The organism is uncultured Anaerococcus sp. (assembly GCF_937934665.1).
Lineage (GTDB): Bacteria > Bacillota > Clostridia > Tissierellales > Peptoniphilaceae > Anaerococcus.
Genome location: NZ_CALGYW010000024.1, coordinates 12,969 through 31,855, shown reverse-complemented (window position 1 = coordinate 31,855; position 18,887 = coordinate 12,969). Strand labels below are relative to the sequence as shown.

The 18,887-nt window shown below is 35.0% G+C and carries 16 protein-coding genes; 1 reads left to right on the top strand and 15 read right to left on the bottom strand.

The genetic code is table 11. The features are described 5' to 3' along the window. The 6 genes from Q0410_RS01170 to murB all read right to left on the bottom strand — a co-directional run. Window positions 1-100, bottom strand: a 100-nt coding sequence (locus tag Q0410_RS01170) for a 6-phosphofructokinase (protein ID WP_299031955.1), incomplete at its 3' end; no start/stop codon positions are given. A gap of 9 nt (window positions 101-109) precedes the next feature. After that, the gene (locus tag Q0410_RS01165; RefSeq protein WP_299031949.1) at window positions 110-3,556 is read right to left on the bottom strand and encodes a DNA polymerase III subunit alpha; all 3,447 of its coding nucleotides are present in this window, start codon (window positions 3,554-3,556) and stop codon (window positions 110-112) included. 28 nt (window positions 3,557-3,584) lie between these two features. Beyond that, entirely contained in the window at window positions 3,585-4,487 is a 903-nt protein-coding gene (gene whiA / locus Q0410_RS01160) for a DNA-binding protein WhiA (RefSeq protein WP_299031946.1), read from the bottom strand. A gap of 1 nt (window position 4,488) precedes the next feature. Then, window positions 4,489-5,205, bottom strand: a complete 717-nt coding sequence (locus Q0410_RS01155; RefSeq protein ID WP_299031943.1) for a tyrosine-protein phosphatase — start codon at window positions 5,203-5,205, stop codon at window positions 4,489-4,491. A gap of 1 nt (window position 5,206) precedes the next feature. Further along, window positions 5,207-6,055, bottom strand: coding sequence for an RNase adapter RapZ (rapZ, locus tag Q0410_RS01150; protein ID WP_299031941.1), 849 nt, complete (start codon window positions 6,053-6,055; stop codon window positions 5,207-5,209). 3 nt (window positions 6,056-6,058) lie between these two features. After that, window positions 6,059-6,958 (bottom strand): UDP-N-acetylmuramate dehydrogenase, encoded by a 900-nt coding sequence (gene murB / locus Q0410_RS01145; protein WP_299031938.1) that lies wholly within the window; start codon window positions 6,956-6,958, stop codon window positions 6,059-6,061. 138 nt (window positions 6,959-7,096) lie between these two features. Here murB and rpmB point away from each other — a divergent pair, with 138 nt between their 5' ends. Then, window positions 7,097-7,285 carry a 50S ribosomal protein L28 gene (rpmB, locus tag Q0410_RS01140; protein ID WP_299031935.1) on the top strand — a complete coding sequence of 63 codons (189 nt, stop codon included), beginning with the start codon at window positions 7,097-7,099 and terminating at the stop codon, window positions 7,283-7,285. Window positions 7,286-7,401: 116 nt separating this feature from the next. Here the strand turns inward: rpmB and rpe are convergent, their stop codons facing one another. The 9 genes from rpe to smc all read right to left on the bottom strand — a co-directional run bounded on the left by rpe (window position 7,402) and on the right by smc (window position 18,885). Further along, window positions 7,402-8,061, bottom strand: a complete 660-nt coding sequence (rpe, locus tag Q0410_RS01135) for a ribulose-phosphate 3-epimerase (protein WP_299031932.1) — start codon at window positions 8,059-8,061, stop codon at window positions 7,402-7,404. Further along, window positions 8,055-8,924, bottom strand: a complete 870-nt coding sequence (gene rsgA, locus Q0410_RS01130) for a ribosome small subunit-dependent GTPase A (protein ID WP_299031929.1) — start codon at window positions 8,922-8,924, stop codon at window positions 8,055-8,057. The genes rpe and rsgA overlap by 7 nt, the downstream gene beginning before the upstream one ends. Then, a complete protein-coding gene (gene pknB, locus Q0410_RS01125; protein ID WP_299031926.1) occupies window positions 8,924-10,855 on the bottom strand; it encodes a Stk1 family PASTA domain-containing Ser/Thr kinase in 1,932 nt (643 codons plus the stop codon). The genes rsgA and pknB overlap by 1 nt, the downstream gene beginning before the upstream one ends. 9 nt (window positions 10,856-10,864) lie before the next feature. Beyond that, window positions 10,865-11,590, bottom strand: coding sequence for a Stp1/IreP family PP2C-type Ser/Thr phosphatase (locus tag Q0410_RS01120; protein ID WP_299031923.1), 726 nt, complete (start codon window positions 11,588-11,590; stop codon window positions 10,865-10,867). A gap of 2 nt (window positions 11,591-11,592) precedes the next feature. Then, on the bottom strand, window positions 11,593-12,615 hold the full coding sequence (rlmN, locus tag Q0410_RS01115) for a 23S rRNA (adenine(2503)-C(2))-methyltransferase RlmN (protein WP_299031919.1): 1,023 nt from the start codon (window positions 12,613-12,615) through the stop codon (window positions 11,593-11,595). Continuing rightward, window positions 12,612-13,895: a 16S rRNA (cytosine(967)-C(5))-methyltransferase RsmB gene (gene rsmB / locus Q0410_RS01110; protein ID WP_299031915.1), complete on the bottom strand. Its 1,284-nt coding sequence runs from the start codon at window positions 13,893-13,895 to the stop codon at window positions 12,612-12,614. The genes rlmN and rsmB overlap by 4 nt, the downstream gene beginning before the upstream one ends. After that, window positions 13,888-14,823 carry a methionyl-tRNA formyltransferase gene (fmt, locus tag Q0410_RS01105; RefSeq protein WP_299031913.1) on the bottom strand — a complete coding sequence of 312 codons (936 nt, stop codon included), beginning with the start codon at window positions 14,821-14,823 and terminating at the stop codon, window positions 13,888-13,890. The genes rsmB and fmt overlap by 8 nt, the downstream gene beginning before the upstream one ends. Continuing rightward, on the bottom strand, window positions 14,816-15,301 hold the full coding sequence (def, locus tag Q0410_RS01100) for a peptide deformylase (protein ID WP_299031910.1): 486 nt from the start codon (window positions 15,299-15,301) through the stop codon (window positions 14,816-14,818). The genes fmt and def overlap by 8 nt, the downstream gene beginning before the upstream one ends. 86 nt (window positions 15,302-15,387) lie before the next feature. Further along, window positions 15,388-18,885, bottom strand: coding sequence for a chromosome segregation protein SMC (gene smc, locus Q0410_RS01095; RefSeq protein ID WP_299031952.1), 3,498 nt, complete (start codon window positions 18,883-18,885; stop codon window positions 15,388-15,390). Window positions 18,886-18,887: the final 2 nt, after the last annotated feature.

Here is an 18,887-nt window from a genome sequence, read left to right as displayed (position 1 = left end):
TTCTCATAGACTTATTAAGTGCAGTTCTAACAGCGCCCCTTATGGCTGAGTTCATGCCTGGAGCGTCGCCACCGCTAGTAAGTATACCTATTGTCTTCATTACCTCTCCTCACTTTGTCTTAACATTTTCTTTTCCAAGTCTAGCTTCAAGTTCTCCTATGGAGTTTTCATTTATATTAAACCACAGTCTTGAATCTAAACTTACTAACTTTTTCTTATCTTCAAAATATATCTTTACAGGATTATGACCTGAATTCGACATTATTATGCCTTTGATATCATTATACTCGTTATATTTCATTTTTAGATATAAAGTTTTGAGATTTGATTTTTCTAAATCAATAAATTCTGACGCTAATAATTTTACGTCACTTTCGTCAGTTTGCAATCTACCTTTCGCTATCACAACGTTATCATCCTCAATTATTTCCCTATACTGTCTATAAGTGTTAGGGAAAATTACCATTTCGATATTGCCATACATATCCTCAAGGGAGGCAAAGGCCATGAGGTCTCGCTTTTTGGTGGTAAGTTCTTTTTTATTGTTTATTATACCTGCCATGGTTACAAACTTACCTTCTAGGCTTAAAGTGTTTTCTTCTCCAAGTTCTTCCCTATAATTTGTTGTGAAATTTACTATATTTGAAAGGGCTAGGCTTCTTTCTGACAAGGGGTGCTCTGAAATATAAAAACCAAGTACTTCCTTTTCAAGCCTTAGTTTGATTTTTTTTGGATACTCATCTATATCTGGCATATCTATGTCAGTTTCTTCTTGTTTTTCTCCCATGTCTAGGAGGTTCATTTGGCCTGTGACATTTATCTTATTGTTGTCATGGACTGTGTTAATGGCTTTTTCAAAGATTGCCATTAGAGATGACCTAGTATAGCCTAGACTATCAAAGGCACCAGCCTTTACTAGAGATTCTATTCCCTTTTTGTTTAGGGCTCTAGAATCTACTTCTTCTACCCTTTCTAGGAAATTTTTGAAATTTACAAAGGTTCCACCTTCTTCTCTGGATTTTATAATTGCTTCTATTAGGTTATTGCCTACATTTTTTATACCTGATAGGCCAAAGATAATTTTCTTATCCTCAACTTCAAAAGATCCATAGGACTTATTTATATCAGGAGCTAGGACCTCTATACCCAATCTTTTCGTCTCTGATACATAGGTATAGAGCTTGCCTGTCTGATCCATTACTGAAGAAATAAGATTTGCCATATATTCTTCTGGATAATAGTGTTTTAAGTAGGCAGTTTGGACTGCAACTAAGGAATAGGCTGCTGAGTGCGACTTGTTAAAGGCATATTTAGCAAAGGAAATCATCTCATCGTAGATGGTGTTGGCAGCCTTTCTATCTACTCCGTTTCTTACTGCTCCAGGTATTAGTACCTTGCCGTCTTCACCTGTCTTACCATTTATGAAAATATCCCTATTTTCTTCCATGACTGCCATTTTCTTTTTACTCATGGCACGTCTTAGGTTGTCAGCTTCTCCAAGTGAGTATCCTGCAAGTTGTTGGACTATCTGCATTACCTGCTCTTGATAGACAATTATGCCATAGGTTACCCCTAGGATTGGTTTTAATTTTTCATCAAGGAAAGTTACGTCAGCAGGGTTATTTTTGTTATGGATGTATTTTGGTATCTCATCCATAGGGCCTGGCCTAAAAAGTGAATTTGCTGCAATGAGGTCATCAAAAACTGTTGGTTTTAGGTTTTTAAGAAAGGCCCTCATGCCAGCTGACTCAAATTGGAAAAGTCCGATAGTCTTTGCCTGGTTAAATTGTTTGATTACATTTTTGTCATTTACGTCAATTTTTCTTATATCTATATCTTTATCGTAGTTTTTCTTTATATCCTTGATGGTATCTTTGATAACTGTAAGGTTTCTTAGACCCAAAAAATCCATCTTTAATAGGCCCAATTCCTCTATTTCTGTCATATCAAACTGGCTTACCACCTGGTCGTTTGAAAGGGCAAGGGGAATTATATCTGTAAGGGGATCTTTAGAAATAACTACCCCTGCTGCGTGGATTGACGTATGGCGAGGTAGAGCTTCAAGTTTTTTTGCAGTATCTATTAAGCGCTTGCCCTCGGCGTCCTTGTCGTAGGAGGCCCTAAAGGCATCTGACTCTTCTAAGGCCTTATCAATTGTCATCCCTATGGTAGTTGGTATTTGCTTGGCTATGGTATCTACCTTGCCATAGGCTATGTCTAGGACCCTTCCTACGTCTCTGATGGCATTTCTAGCCTGCATCCTACCGAAGGTTACAATCTGAGATACGTGGTCCCTACCATAGAGCTCATTTACATATTCAACTACCTTATCCCTTAGGACATAGTCAAAGTCTATATCTATATCGGGCATAGATACCCTCTCTGGGTTTAAAAACCTCTCAAAGATTAAATCGTACTTGAGCGGATCAATCTGGGTTATATCCAAGGCGTAGGAAACAATAGAACCTGCAGCAGACCCCCTACCAGGTCCTACAGCTATATCGTTATTTCTAGAATAATTTACAAAGTCCCACACAATTAGGAAATAGTCCACATAGCCCATGGAATTTATTACATCTATTTCTTTTTTTGCCCTAGCTACAATTTCATCTGTTACTTCCTCGTATTTTTCAGTAAGGCCCTTATTTACTAATAATTTCAAATAATCTAAATTGGAAAGACCCACTGGAAGTTTGGTGTAGTAGGGTAGGTGGGGCTCATGGAATTTAATCTCGACATTGCACCTTTCTGCTATTTTCTGGGTATTTTCTATGGCTCTCTCATAGTCTCTAAATATTGTTGCCATAGTATCAGGGTCTTTTAGGTAAAATTCCCTATTTGGCATCCTCATTCTATCCTCATCCTTGATAAGAGATCCTGTTTGAATACACAAAAGCACGTCTTGGTAGTAGGAGTCCTCCTTGTTTATATAGTGGACATCGTTAGTCGCTACCATCTCTAGGCCAAGTTTTCTATGAAGATAAGCTACGCCCTTATTTACCTTTTTTTGCTCAGGCATCCCATGGTCTTGAACTTCTAAAAAATACGAATCCTTGCCAAAGGCCTCTTCATGTTTTTGGGCTGTCTTTATAGCAGCTTCCATATCATCTTCTAAAATTCTTTGGTTAACTTCACCATTTAGGCAGGCTGATAGGGCAATTAGTCCCTCTGTATGATTCTTTATATAGTCAAAGGAGACCCTAGGTTTATAATAAAAGCCGTTTACATAGGATTCTGAAACAATCTTTACTAGGTTTTTATAGCCAGTATTGTTTTCTGCAAGCAAAATTAGGTGGTAGTACCTCCTATTTGTAGGATCTTTTATAGTGTGATCTCTCTCAGAGACATAGACCTCACAGCCGATAATGGGTTTTATACCACGTTTTTGTGCCTGTTTATAAAATTCTATGACCCCATACATCTGTCCGTGATCTGTTATAGCCACAGAATCCATGCCAAGTTCTTTACACCTATCCAAAAGTTCATCTATCCTTGTAAAACCATCAAGGAGAGAATATTCTGTATGGAGGTGGAGGTGGGTAAATTTATTAGTCATAGTTACTCCTTTAAAAAAAGACTTGTTCTCACAAATCTTTTGCTAGTTTGATAAACTTTTGCAATCTATAGTTGACCTTGGCCTTAGTAAGGGGAGGATCTAACATCTCACCTAATTCATCTAAGGAAAGGTAGGGATTTTCAAGGCGAAGCTTGCCAATTTTTTGGCTTAATTCATCAAGTTCTTCAAAACTACCTCGAGCTATGGTTTTATTTATAGCATCAACCTGGGCCATGGCTGCCTTTACTGTTCTATCGATATTGGCATTATCAAAATTATTTATCCTATTTACATCATTTCTTATAGACTTCATCGCTCTAACATTTTCTAGTTCAAAAAGCGACTGCATGGCACCTATAACTACCAAAAAATCAGATATCTTATCAGAATCCTTCAGATAAATGATATTATACTCAGATCTTTGACTTAATTTGGCATTTAGGTTAAAGGCATCCATAGAATCTCTGATAAGCCTTGCTTCGTTAAGGTTTTTGCCAACAATTTCTAAGTTATAACCTCTTTGAGGATCATTTACAGAACCCCTAAAGATAAAGGCAATTTTTAAAAAACCTTTGATTTGATCTAGGCTTACTTCATCTATATTTTCATAATTTTCTATAAAGCCTTGGTTCATTAGGGCTATTAACTTATCTGACACATCCGCATCTTCTACTATTACTACATAGTCCCTCTTGTTTTTCTTATCAGGATTGTCTTGGATTTCAAAAGTCGGCGAATATTCATATAAGTCTGCTATCAATTTATAAATGTATCTGGCTTTTTGATTAGAATCAGTTTTAAAAATTACATTAAAACCTGAAGCAGAAATCCTGATAGATCCTATAAAGTAAGCCAGGGAAATAAGTTCTCCCTTAAGGTCAAGAGGTTCTTTTCTCAAAAGCTCTTTCTTGCATCTTTGGGAAAAACTCATACTAGTCTCTAATCCTTCTCCTAAGATTTTTTATATCTTTAGGATCAGCCTTGGTATAAAGTAGGTAGTCTTCAAAACTATCGTACTTTCTAATTACATAATCGTAGGCTTCTTTCATATAATATGGGTCAGTAATCCTAAATATAGAATAAGGCTCGTCTTCACCGTACCTTTCTATGTAGCCTAGGTGGGCAGAGGATGTCTCATAGTCTGCTATGATATCTCCCCTAGGCACGTCTGCAAGGCCCATAATTATCATCGATACAATCCCTGTCCTATCCTTGCCTTCTTGGCAGTGAAAAAGGGCTGAACCTTCGGCATTGGCAAGTGCTTTTACAATTTCTCTTACAGCCTCGTAGTGATCAATTAAATTTCTGTAAGATTGGCCTACAGATAATTTTCCAGATATAATCTTTTCAATTTCTTCTTTTCTAAATTCCTTATCTGGAGCTAGGGATATGTGGTGGTAGTCAAAGTTATCCTTTATTTTTTTATGACTTTCTGACTTAAAGTCAATTTCATTTTCCCTTCTTAAATCAATTATTGTTGAAATATTTAAGTCTTTTAAGTCACTTATATCTATATCTTTCACATCGTCTAGGCTTGCTGCCCTGAAATACTCGTGCCACTTTGTTGATCTTTTATCAAAGGTTGGTACCCCTCCTAAATCTCTTAAGTTTTTAATATTTTCTAAATCTATACGTTTTAAATATTTCATCTTACCACTTATCCTTTTCTCTGTGTCTCTTAATCAGTATATAATCATCATCTTTCATTCTTTCATACATTTTTTCTACCATATAGACAGACCTATGCTGGCCGCCTGTACAACCAAAGGCTATGGTTATGATATTTTTTCCTTGCTTGTTATAAGAGTCAAGAAGGCTGGTTATAAGGCCATATACCCTTTCTTCAAAGTCTTTTATAATATCAAACTGGTCTAGGTAGGCGGCTAGTTTTTCATTTGTACCATTTAATTTTTTTAGATCTGGCTTATAGAATGGATTTGGGACAAATCTCATATCAAAAACAAAATCAAAATCAGCACTAACTCCATATTTATAGCCAAAGGATATAAGGTTAATTATCATATTGTTAGATTTCACAGTACTTGACTCTATTACTTGCCTTAGGTCTGCTATTTTGTAGTTACTTGTGTCTATTACCTTATCAGATATGTCCCTAATCGGCCTTAGAAGATTTTTTTCTTTTTCAATCCCATCTGTTACATTCCCGTATTCTCCTAGAGGATGGGGTCTTCTAAGCTCATTATATCTTTTTTGAATAATTTCATCATTACAATAGATAAAGATAATTTCAGTATCTTCATTGGCTTTTTTTAAGTTTTTTATGGACCTACATATGTCATTATCTACAGAAAATGACCTAAAGTCTATAACAACAGCCATTTTTTCTATTGGCTTTTCCTGGTAGTTATTAAGCTCAATGAATTTTTCCACCAAATAAGCTGGTGCATTGTCCATAGCATAATACCCCAAATCTTCATAGGCCCTTAGGGCTGTTGTCTTACCTGATCCTGAAAGGCCTGTAATTATCTTTAATTTCATCTTTTATTCTCCGACTAGTTTTACCTCTCGCTCTAAAACAAAACCTGTTTTTTCCTTAACTATGCTAGAAACATGGTTGATAAATTCTAGCATTTCTTCGCAAGTTGCCTCATCCCTATTTATAATAAAGCCGCAGTGTTTTTCACTAACCTGGCAGTCACCTTCTCTAAAACCTCTAAGACCACATTCATCAATTAGCTTTGATGCATAAGAGCCTACTGGTCTTTTAAAGGTTGAACCAGCTGACTTTTTATCAAGGGGTTGCTTGGTTTCGCGTCTATTTTTATAGTCTAGGTATTTTTCTGTTATAAGATCTTTATCACCTTTTTTGAGTTTAAATTTAGCGCTAACAACAATCAGATCATCATCAAATATCCTAGAATGCCTATAGGAGAAATTCATCTCATCGTTTTTATAAGTATAAAGATTGCCCTCAAAGTCAAAGGCCTTTATCTCTACTGCTATGTCTTTTATTTCTCCACCGTAGGCGCCTGCATTCATAGCTACAGCTCCCCCAACAGAGCCAGGTATACCTGATATCTCTTCCATACCAGCAAGACCTGCCCTTATAGCAGCAAGGCTGGCGTTTGTTAAAGAAGCACCTGCTAGAGCTGTTAGGTAGTCCTCTTCTATAGTTACTTCATCAAAATTATCAGCAAGTATAATAACACATCCTCTTATACCCTTATCAGATACAAGGAGGTTTGAGCCCTTGCCAATAATAAAAGTTTTTATTTTATTTTCGTGATTAAATTTTAATAGTTTTTCTAATTCATCTATGCTAGTTGGCCTTGCAAGAACATCTGCTGGGCCTCCTATACCAAAAGTTGTAAAAGTTTTTAAATCTTTATCAAAGTCTATATGGGTAAAATTTTTATTATTATAAAGAGATTTATAGTCCATAGTTTCTCCTTTTTATTTTTATTCTATATTACTATACCATTTCGCTTATAAATCTCTCTTAAAAATCTTAGCTAAAAATTTGTAATTTTAATAAAACTTTGGTAGAATAATAAAGATGAATAAGGAGGAGGTGTAATTATGGCAAGAGCATGCGATATATGTGGCAAAGGTACAGCAAGTGGTAAGTCTGTAACATTCTCACATAGACAAATTAACAGAACTTTTAAAGCAAACGTGCACAAGATAAAAGCTGTTGTTGATGGCACTCCAAAAACTATTAATGCTTGTACAAAATGTATTAAAAGTGGAAAAGTAGAAAAAGCTTAAGCTTTTTTAGTTTAGTACTAAATTAAAAATTTTTAAACTGGCCTTGTGGTCAGTTTTTTAATTGAAAAAATATCCGTTTTGTAGGTTTCCTTACAGAACGGATATTTTTTGTAAATTTATTCGTAATCTTTAAAAATCTCGTGATAGGCCTTTATCTGAGTTTTAATATCTTTGGCGAAAACATCAGAGCCTGCAACAATTTCATCCACACCTAGGCCTAAGACCTCTTTTACATTGGCAGTTTTTATACCTCCGTCAACTTGGATTTTTATATCGAGCTTATTTTCGTCTATATATTTTCTGTAAAGGGCCATGGCCTCTTTACTTTCTGGCATAAACTTTTGTCCACCAAAACCAGGTCTTACACTCATTACTAATACTGAATCTATTAGGTTAAAGTATTCTAAAAGAAGCTTTGGATCTGTTTCAGGCTTGGCTGTAAGGCCTACTTCCATACCAGCTTCTTTGATAGCCTCTAGTGTGCCTCTTAGGTCTTCACAGGCCTCATAATGGACTGTTATCCTATCACAGCCTGCCTTTTTAAATTGGTCAATATATCTTATTGGTTCTTCAATCATTAGGTGGGTATCAAAGAAGTAGTCATTTTTATCCCTGATATCAGAAATTATCTTAAAACCAAAGGAAATATTTGGTACAAAGCTTCCATCCATTACATCGATATGGATCATCTCTAGGCCTAAATCCTTGGTTTCATCTAAATCTTTTTGTAAATTTGCAAAGTTTGCAGAAAGTATTGATGGTGATAGTCTTACCATTTATTAAGTCTCCTTTGTTTTAATTCTTCGAATAATTGGACATAGTTTTTATAACGTGTTTTTGAAATTTTCCCTTCTGTCAAATCTTCCTTGACCCTACAGGATGGTTCATTGATGTGGTTGCAGTCTTTAAACTTACAAGCCCTATCCCTTAGTTCTACAAAGGTATTTTTTAAGTCATTTTCATCTTCTAAAAAGTCTAGGTCAAAGGAATCAAAGCCTGGGGTATCAAAGATAAAGGTATCTTTTCCAAGCTTAAAAATTTCTGTATGACGGGTGGTATTTTTGCCTCTTTTAGATTTTTGGCTTATATCTCCTATTTCTATCTTTTGATCAATAAGGTTTGATAAAAAGGTTGATTTGCCAACACCAGATGCACCCGATACAGCAGAGGTCTTGCCTCTTAGAATTTCTTCTATTTTATCTTTTGGAAAATCCTTGTAATTATCAATTAAAAGAACATCATAGCCAATATTTTTATATATACCAGCTAGGTTTTCTATTTCTTCGCTTAAAGCTAGGTCTATCTTTGTTAGGATAATGGTTACAGAAATACTCAGGTACTCACACATTGCCAGGTACTTATCTAAGTTATAAAGATTTAGGGGTGGGTCATTTATGGTTACAAAGACCAAAAGTTGGTCAATATTTGCGATATTTGGTCTTTTTATCTCATTTTTTCGATTTAGAAGTTTTGTTATATAGGCTTTATTATCCTCTAAAACTTCTATTTCGACATTGTCCCCAACCAGGGGTTTCTTATTTTTTACCCTAAAATTGCCCCTGGCCTTGGCCATATAGACATTATCTTTGGTATCAACATAATATAATTCTTTTTGACTTTTAATTATTTTTCCAATCATTAGTTAACCTGATATACTCCGTAAGATTCCTCATCCACTAGGACTTCTACACTAGTACCAGAAATAGACATAAACTTAAGAGATAAGACTCCTTCTTCATCTAGATCAGCATCAGTATGGTAGTCATTGTATAGAAGGTCGCTTCTATTGCCATTTTCATCTACCTTATATACCTTGACATTGTAGTTTTCCTTATCAGTTACTACATTTAGTCTGATTTCTACTTCCCTATCAGGGTTTGGTGGCTTTTCTTCTTCACCAAGACTTACTACAAAGTCTATGGCAGAATTTTCAGCAACTTCAGTACCAGCTCCTATAGATTGGCTCATAACAAGGCCTTTCTGGGTATTTGATGAGTATTGGTAGTCTACATTTCTTACCATTAAAGAATTATTTCTAGCAGTAGCTATGGCATCTTGCTCACTCATACCTAGGTAATTTCCTACCTTGATTATTTCTGTGGTATCTTCTTTGCCAACAGATATAACTAGGTTTACCTCAGAACCTGACTGGACGGATGCTCCATATGATGGCTCTTGTCTAATTACTAGGTCTTTTTCTACCGTATTTGAATAGTCTGTTGATGTTGTTCCTATCTTTAGTCCTAGGTCTTTTAGGGTTTCTTCAGCCTGACTTAGGTTCATATTCTTTAGCTGGGGAACAACAACTTCCCTACCCGATGAAATAACCAAGTTTACTATAAGTCCTTTTTTAGCCTTACTCGATGCCTCAGGGTCTTGGCTCATTACCTTGCCCTTCTCGTATTCATCGCTTTCTGCATACCTTGATATATTTGCCCTAAAGCCACGTTTTTCAAGCTGGCTAACTGCCTGATCTTCTGTGAGATTTACAACTGTAGGCACTTCTATTTCATCACTTCCACTTCTTGTAGAGAAGAGATATACTGCTACTACTAAGATAAGGGCTAGAAGGACTAAAGGCCATATTTTTATAGGTTTTTTCTTATTTTCCTTAGGGGGCTTTTCTTCTCCTGTAGATACATAAACCGCTTCCCTATCTTCTTCGATAGGTTGGTTATAGCTTTCTTTTTTAGGTACTACTATAGGAATCCTTGCTGTATCTTCAAAAGCATCCTCACCTTTGACTAAAGACTCATCATCTAGGGCCTCTATTAATTCCTCTGCGTCTTGAAATCTTTCTGTAGGATCTTTTTTTAATAACCTCATTATTATATAATTTAGATGTTTAGAAAGGTTGGGATTTATCTCCCTTGGTGGGATAGGATCATCCTGGATGTGCATAACAGCTATACCTACTGAATTATCTGCATCAAAAGGTAACCTGCCTGTGGCCATCTCATACATGACAGCTCCCAGTGAGTAAAGGTCAGATTTTAAGTCTACAATCTTGCCCTTGGCCTGCTCTGGTGAAATGTAGTGAACAGTGCCTAAAATAGAACTTGTATAGGTAATAGTAGCATTTGATGAAACTCTTGCTATCCCAAAATCAGTTACCTTACAAAGACCGTACTTATCTATCAAAATATTTTGTGGTTTGATGTCCCTGTGGACTATGCCAGAAGCGTGGGCACTTTTTAAGGCTTGGGCGATTTGGGTTGAATAGTCGATAATATCATGATTTTCTAAAATCTTTTTTCTGACTATTAAATCTTTGAGAGTCTCCCCTTCTACATATTCCATAACTATATATTGGATAAGCTTGCCATTTAGCATGTCTTTTCCAATATCGTATACATTTACAATATTTATATGAGAAAGCCTGGCTGCTGATTGGGCTTCGTTGTTAAATTTCTTTGAAAATTCGTCATCTTCAGCGTATTGGTCCTTTAAAATCTTTATGGCTACAAATCTACCAAGAAGCCTGTCTTTGGCCTTGTAGACCTTGGCCATGCCACCTACGCCTATTTCTTTTATAATCTCATATCTACTGTCCAAAATTATTTTATCCATAATATCCTCTTATAGTAAAATCGTCGTAACAGTAATATTATCCCTACCACCGTGGTTTATGGCTTCTTCTATAAGCCTTGATGATATTTGGTAAGGATCCTTATTATCTTTTACTATCTCTCTAATATTTTCATCTGTTAATTCATTTGTAAGACCATCTGTAACCATTAAAACTAGGTCGCCTTCTTCCATAGGAAGAGACTTACTGTCTGGAATGATTTTTTCTTCTGTCCCAACAGCCCTGGTTATGGCAGACTTGTTTATAAAGTTTTCTGCTTCATCTTTAGTCAAAGAACCACTGTCTAAAAGATCATTTACCAAAGAATGGTCCCTAGTTAACTGGCTTAGGGTATCATTTCTAAAGATATAGGCCCTAGAGTCTCCCAAGTGGGTTAGGTAGTAGACCTTGTTTTTGTGGTCTATACATAGGCAAACCACAGTAGTCCCCATCTTTATATCGCCTTCTTCAAGCGATAGTTTATAGATTTCTTCATTGGCATAGAAAATTGCCTCTTCTTGTAGGAGCAAATAAGAATCATAGGATTCTAAATTAGCTTCTTTTATGTATTTTATAAAAAGTTTGGCGGCAAGCTTACTTGCAAGCTCGCCCTTGCTGTGGCCACCCATACCATCTGCTACTATAAAAAAATCCAAGTCCCCTAGGCTAACATTTGAAAACGAATCTTCGTTTTCTCTTCTAAGCTTGCCTATATTTGTTATCGTGCTAAATTTCATCCCTACCTCGCATAATTATTTCTCAATTGGCCGCATGAGGCATCTATATCAGAACCCATGGACCTCCTAATAGTTGCATTTAGGCCCCTTTTTGTAAGTCTTTCTTTGAAGTCTTCAAGGACTCTTGCTGCTGGTTTTTTGTGGTCAAATTCCTCTATGGGATTTAGGGGAATTAGGTTTATGTGAACATTTTTTCCAAAAAGCAGGTCGTGGAGGTTTTCCACATCTTCTTTTAGGTTATTTACCCCATCTATTACTACATATTCAAAGGAAACCCTACGTCCAGTTTTGTCAAAATAATAGTCGGTAGCATCAATAAGGTCTTTAATTTTATATCTTTTGGCAACCGGCATATAGGCTGCCCTTTTTTTATCGTCTGCATAGTGAAGACTAAGTGCGAGATTTACATCAAGGCCAGTATCAGCCAAGTCTTTAATCCTTGGAGCAAGGCCTGATGTAGATAAGGTAATAGACCTGTGAGATAGGTTTCTACCCTTAGGATTTGTAATTATTTCTATGAATTTTTTTATATTTTCAAAATTATCTAAAGGCTCACCTATACCCATGATTACAATATTTGAAATAGGACCATTTATTCTTTCTAAGAGGTAGACTTCCTCGATTAATTCTCCTGTAGTCATATTTCTAACTAGGCCATTTTTGGTGGATGCACAAAAAGTACAACCCATCCTACAGCCAACCTGGCTTGAAATACAAATAGTAGACCTGTCCTTATAATCCATGTAAACAGCTTCTACAATGTTTTTATCCTCAAGCTCTATGAGGTATTTCTTGGTAGAATCTATCTTTGACTCAAAGCTTTTTAGGACCTTTAGCCTATCGATTTTAAAATCTTTCTTAAGCTCATCTCTCATCTTTAAGGATAGGTCTGTCATTTTTTCAAAATCATTTACCCTATTTACATGGATATTGTGAAAGACCTGTTTGGCTCTAAACTTTTGGTAGGATCTTTCCTTAAATAAATCTTCTATTTCTCCTATTGTCTTATCATTTATACTAATCATTTTATCTTCCTAAATTTACTGATGAAAAATCCATCAGTTCCGTCTTTAAAACTCTCGTATTCTATAAAATCTTGACCCTCGATAGAAATTAGGTCTAAATTTTCTTTTTCTAATAAAAATTTAAAATTATCCCTATTTTCTAAGGGTCCTATGGTGCAGGTAGAATAAACTAGGTAGCCACCCACTTTTAGGTATTTTATAGCATTTTCTAAGATTTCTTTTTGAAGACTTGCTAGTCTTACAATCGTTTCCTTAGTTCTATTATATCGTATTTCTGGTTTTCTTCCTACTACTCCTAGACCAGAACATGGTGCATCTACCAAACAAAAATCAAATTTATTATTAAATTCACTTACAAATTTGGATGCGTCATAGTTTGTAAGGCTTATATTTGTAAGATCTAATCTCTTAATATTTTCTAAGATTAATTTATTTTTAGCCTTGGATATATCATTTGCGACTATACTTGCAGTATTTTTTGTATATTCTCCTAAATAACTAGTCTTAGTCCCAGGTGCTGCACATAGGTCTAAAATTTTTGATCCCTTGCTTGGATCTAGGACCTCAACAGCCTTCATGGAGGCTTCTTGCTGGATGGTAAAAAGTCCGTCCCTAAAGGCATCTAAACTTGCAAGCCCTGCTGGATTCTTAACAAGTAGGCTAGCTTTTGAAATCTTTCCTTCTTCTACCTCATAGCCCTTATCTGTAAGTAGAGCCTTTAGGTCATTTTTATTTGTCTTTGTAAAGTTTATCCTAATAGCTAGATCTTTTATCCTACCAGCATCTCTTAAATAGGCCTTGGTAAACTCCATCCCATAAAAATCGTAAATATATCTGGTTATTTCTTCTGGAAAGGAATATCTGATAGAAAGGCTCTTTATGTCGTCTCTTTCATAGATTGTGGATATTTCTTTCTCATCTCTTATAAAGCCTCTTAAAATGGCGTTTACAAAGCCAGTTGATCTCTTATTTTTCTTTTTAGTAAGGTCAACAAGCTTATCAACTGTGGCGTAGTCTTTACTTTCTAGAAAGTGAATGCTGTATATTCCCATTTCTAAGATTATAAGGACATTTTTGTGGATTTTTTTAAGTCTAATATTGGATAATTTTCTAATCATATAATCGATGTAGATTTTATTTTCCAAAACACCATAAACTGTTTTTGTAATTAGGGGAAGATTATTTGCCTTTTCTGCGTAGGCATTTATCATCTCAGATGACTTTGCTTCTTTGTAAATAACCTCACTTAGGATATTAAATATTATATCAAAATCAGTCATTTTCTAAAACAAAACCTACTTCTATATCATTTCCTAAAAGAAAGGATGTGGTGTCCATAGCTTTTTTGCCAGGAAATTGGATTTTTTCTATCTTTATAGAAGAATCTCCTGTAGCTATTACAATTTTATCATTTTTATTAGCTGCAAGAATTTCTCCAGGTCTACCCTTCTTATCACAAAGGCTTGCCTTATGAACTTTGGCATTTTGACCCTTGTAGTCAAAGAAGGCTACAGGATAGGCCACTAGGGCTCTTATTTGATCTAGGATCTCCCTACTTGACCTAGACCAGTCAATCCTACCCATTTTTTTGTCAATCTTGGTGCAATAGGTCGCTTTTTCATCATCTTGGACCCTTCTATTTTTATAAACTTCATCAAAATTTATTATAGCATCTCTAATGGCTTCGGCTCCAATTTTTCCAAGCTTATCTTCAAGGTCATAATAATCATCATCTAAGTCTACATCCATTTCCCTTTGGATGAGGATATCGCCAGAATCCATGCCCTTTTCTATAAGCATGGCTGTTGCTGCAGTCTTTTTATCTCCATTTAAGAGAGTAAACTGCATTGGACTTGCTCCCCTATATAAAGGAAGTAGTGAAGGGTGGAGGTTTATAATCCTATCGTTAAAGCTATCTAATAGCGCATCTTTTATCAACTGACCAAAGGCAACTACTACTATATAGTCTATTTCTAAGTCTTTTAAAAGACCTACAAATTCTTCAGTGTTTACAGAATCAGGTGTCTCTACCCTGATGTCGTTTTCTTCTGCGTATTTTTTGACAGGTGTTGGAGAAAATTTATTCCTTGACCTTCTCTTATCCTTACCGGATACTACTAGCTTTAAATTTATATTTTCATCCTTATAAAGAATATCCAAAGTCTGCAAAGCAAACTTTGGATTACCCATAAAACAAATATTAATCATTATTTTCTGCCATCTCTTCTACTTTGTACTCTTCGATATACTTATCCTTAAATAAAATACCGTCAAGGTGGTCTATTTCATGGCAGAGAATAACTGCTGGAAAGCCATGAGCGTCCCAGATTTTTTCTTCGCCATCTTCGTCTAAATATTTAACTTTTACATGCTCTGGTCTTTTAACTGTAGCATTGAATTCTGGTATAGAAAGACAACCTTCAAGCCCTATTTGCTCGCCGTCTTTTTCTATTATTTCGGGATTTACAAGCTTAACAAGGCCAGTTTCCCCATCTCTAGGATCTACTACTATTACTCTTCTTAGATTTCCTACTTGAGGTGCTGCAAGACCTACGCCATCTGCATCATACATGGTTTCTGCCATGTCATCTAAAAGGACTCTAATCCTATCTGTTACTTCGTCTACTTTTCTTGAAGTTTTCCTTAAAATTGGATCTCCATCTATTCTTATATTTCTAATTGCCATACTTCCTCCTTTGGACAAAATCGGCTAGAATTTATCTTTAATTATTTCTTCTTATCCTAAATATTTTACTGGTTTTAAGCTTATATTCAATCATCTGTAAAGCCTATAGAATAAAGCTTTGATATACCTTCGTCATCTATAGTTACCCCATGGATCTTCTCTGCTAGCTGCATGGTTGTTTGCCTATGGGTAATCATTATAAATTGGGTTTTATCAGATAGGCTCTTTAGGTAGTCTATATACCTTTTGATATTTGACTCATCTAGGGCTGCATCTATCTCATCAAGGATTGAAAATGGTGCTGGGTTTTGCTCAAAGATTGCAAAAAGAAGAGCCACTGCTGTAAGAGCCTTCTCTCCTCCAGATAAAAGTGAGATTGACTTTAGAGACTTACCTGGTGGTTTGGCTTCTATTTCTACGCCGCTAGTTAGAAAATCCTCACTATCTAAGATTAGCCTCGCATCTCCACCCATAAAGAGAATCTTATATATTTTGGTAAAATTCTCACCTATTACTGCAAAGTTTTTAGAAAACTCTTCTTTCATTTCCTTTTCAAGTCTTCCTATCATTTTTTCTATATCAGCTTTTGAGTTTGTTAAATCCTTAACTTGCTCTTTTATAAAGCTTACTTCCTTGTCTATAGTGTCAAAGTCTTCTAGGGCTGTTTCTGTAAAATATCCTACCTCATTTATCTCTTTTTGGATATCAAGCAGGTCTTTTTTACTAGCATTTACTTTTTCTGTGTCCTTATACTTATCTGCCAAATTATCTAGGGACATGGTGATATAAGGACTTACCTCTTCTTCGAGATTTTGATAGGCTTCTTCTACAGAATCAAGCTTATAAGAAGTTTTAACTCTTTCTAGGTCAAGATTTTTTAGATTTTCGTCTAGTTTCTTATTTTCTTCTATTAGCTTTATATTTTCGCCTTCTTTTTTACCAAGACTTTCCTTTAAAACCTCTATACTTTGGCTTAAGTTTTGGACTTCGTTTTTGTACAGAGATATAGATTTATTTAGGGATACTAGACTTTCTTCAGAACTTTCTAGGTCCTTATCTAGACTCTTATATAATTTTTCTTGGATACTTTGATTTGAACTAATATCTGCTAGGTTGTTTTTTATATTAACAAGGGAGTTTTGGGCCAGGCTCTTATCCCTCTTATTTATTTCAAGCTTATTGGTAAGAGTAAGAATTTCTTCTTTTGTCTTATCAAATAGTTTTGAATTTTCTACTAGGCTTTTTTGTTTTTTATCAAGGCTTTCTTTTAGAAAAGCTTCCCTAGTCTCAAATTTTTCTATGTCGATATCACTTTCCCTATCTTCATAATCAAGACCTTCTCTATCTAGGTCTTTTCTATGATCTCTTAGGGATTCTTTTTTAAGAGATAGTCTCTCAAGTCTACTTGCTAGATCCTTGCTTTCTTTGTTTCTTTTCTCATAATCTTCTTTTAGACGAAGGAGGTCTTGTTTTTTATTTTCTATGTCAAACTTACTTGATGAGATATCATCTCTTAGACTTAGTTCTCTTTGTTTTAATTTTTTTATAGAAGTTTCTAAGTCTGTAAGTTTCTTTTTCCTGTTTAGGAGGTTCACGTTGTTGCGTTTATTTTTATTTGTACCTGCAACCATAGAACCCCAAGTATTTATTATATCTAAATCTAAACTTATAATCCTATAGCCTTTTATCTTTTTTGATAAGGAGATGGCTGCATTAATATCCTCTACAACTACAGTAGATCCTAAAAAATGACCAATTATTCCAGTAAGTTTTGGATCATAAGATACAAGCTCATATGCCATGGCTATAACTTCTTTTTCTCTTGGCTTATCCTTAGTGAAAGACTTTATAGAGTCAATTGGTAGGAAGGTTAGTCTTCCGAGTTTTTCTCTATTTACAAAGTTTATTAACTGTCTGGTATCTTCCTTAGTTCTTGTTACTATGTTTTGAAGGCCAGCTCCAACTAGGGTGTCAATTATTTCTTCATAGCCTTCCCTAACTGATATTAGGTTGGCAAGGGTATCAAGGTAGAAACCTCCAAGACCATTTAACTTACTCTTTTTTAGGAAATCTTGAACCGGGTAAAAGTAGCCTTGGTTATTATCTAGAAGATTTTTCTCAATTTTATAGTCTGAGATAAGAGATTTTAGATCGAGCTTTAAATTATTTAGGCTAGATATATTTTTATTAAGGTCATCATTTGCCTTATTTATGGAAGATGCTAAGTCTCTAATTTCTTCTTCAAGACCATAAACCTCACTATCAAGTCTATCTTTACTTGCCTTTAGTTTTTGGTAATCATCTTCTAAGTTTGTTATTTCTTGGTCTAGTTTTACTATCCTTAGTTTTTTCTCTTCAAGTTCTTTTTTTCTTTTTTCATCAATTATGGCCTTGGATTTTTCATAGACCTGGTAGTCTAAAAGCTTAGCTTTTACTTCTTCATAAGCAAGATTTTCCTTAAAAATCTCATCATTTAAAATCTTTATCTCTTTTTCAAGCCTATCTTTATCCTCTTTCTTAGTTGAAAGGTCACCTTCAAGTTTAAAAATAGCCTTATCAAGGTCTTTAAGGTTTAGTTCTTTCTCGTTTAAGGCCTTTTCTTCCTTATTAAAATTGTCTTCTAAGTTTTTAAGGATTTCTCCTATCCTTGCCTTGTCTTTTTTGTCATAATCAAGCTTTTGCTCATTTAGTTTTAGGCTAGCCTTAGATTTTTCTATGTTTTTTTCATAGGATGTTAGACTTGCCCTTAGCTTATTAAGTCTTTCTTTTTCTAGATCATAGTCTTTTTGGAAGGGGCTTAGTTTTTCTTTTATTTGTGTATTTTTAAATTCTAGATCTTTGATTTTTTTATCTAAATCTTGTATTTCTTGCCTAAATTTATCCCTCCTAGTAACTAGGTCTTCTGACTTAGTTTTTAGGTAAAAGTAGGACTTTTGGTTTAATTTTTCTGTTAAGTCTCTGTGTTTTAGATAATTTTCCTTATAGGATTTGAAAAGACTATAGTCTTTTTTCTTATATTCAAGTTCCTTTTCTATTATCTCAAGGTCATCTTTGACAGAGGCTAGCTTCTTACTTGCCTCATCTCTCCTATACTTGTGTTTAGAAATACCGGCCGCCTCTTCAAAAATAGCCCTCCTATCCTTGGGAGATGATAGGATGATTTCATCAATCCTACCTTGGCCAATTATAGAATAACCTTCCTTACCTACACCAGTATCAAAAAATAACTCTCTTATATCCTTAAGTCTGGCTCTTTTATTATTTATCTTGTATTCATTTTCTCCAGACCTGTAGATTCTACGACTGATTACTACCTTGTCGTAGGCTAGGTCAAGCTTTTTATCATAATTAGAAAAGTTTAGACTTACCTCTGCTATATTCATTGAGCTTTTGGCTCCTGTAAAGATAACATCCTTCATATTTGATCCACGGAGGCTTTTTATAGATTGCTCTCCCAAAACCCATCTTACGGCATCAGATATATTAGACTTACCGGACCCATTTGGCCCAACAACAGCTGTTATCTGGCTATCAAATTTTATTGTAGTTTTTTCAGCAAAGGACTTAAAACCCTTAAGCTCTATAC

Bases quoted from the DNA above. Each gene is read 5' to 3' on its own strand.
- def (WP_299031910.1), bottom strand. From the start codon at position 15,301: ATGGCAATTAGAAATATAAGAATAGATGGAGATCCAATTTTAAGGAAA.
- Q0410_RS01165 (WP_299031949.1), bottom strand. From the start codon at position 3,556: ATGACTAATAAATTTACCCACCTCCACCTCCATACAGAATATTCTCTC.
- rapZ (WP_299031941.1), bottom strand. From the start codon at position 6,055: ATGAAATTAAAGATAATTACAGGCCTTTCAGGATCAGGTAAGACAACA.
- fmt (WP_299031913.1), bottom strand. From the start codon at position 14,823: ATGATTAATATTTGTTTTATGGGTAATCCAAAGTTTGCTTTGCAGACT.
- rsgA (WP_299031929.1), bottom strand. From the start codon at position 8,924: ATGATTGGAAAAATAATTAAAAGTCAAAAAGAATTATATTATGTTGAT.
- rlmN (WP_299031919.1), bottom strand. From the start codon at position 12,615: ATGATTAGTATAAATGATAAGACAATAGGAGAAATAGAAGATTTATTT.
- rsmB (WP_299031915.1), bottom strand. From the start codon at position 13,895: ATGACTGATTTTGATATAATATTTAATATCCTAAGTGAGGTTATTTAC.
- rpe (WP_299031932.1), bottom strand. From the start codon at position 8,061: ATGGTAAGACTATCACCATCAATACTTTCTGCAAACTTTGCAAATTTA.
- murB (WP_299031938.1), bottom strand. From the start codon at position 6,958: ATGGACTATAAATCTCTTTATAATAATAAAAATTTTACCCATATAGAC.
- rpmB (WP_299031935.1), top strand. From the start codon at position 7,097: ATGGCAAGAGCATGCGATATATGTGGCAAAGGTACAGCAAGTGGTAAG.
- Q0410_RS01120 (WP_299031923.1), bottom strand. From the start codon at position 11,590: ATGAAATTTAGCACGATAACAAATATAGGCAAGCTTAGAAGAGAAAAC.
- whiA (WP_299031946.1), bottom strand. From the start codon at position 4,487: ATGAGTTTTTCCCAAAGATGCAAGAAAGAGCTTTTGAGAAAAGAACCT.
- pknB (WP_299031926.1), bottom strand. From the start codon at position 10,855: ATGGATAAAATAATTTTGGACAGTAGATATGAGATTATAAAAGAAATA.
- Q0410_RS01155 (WP_299031943.1), bottom strand. From the start codon at position 5,205: ATGAAATATTTAAAACGTATAGATTTAGAAAATATTAAAAACTTAAGA.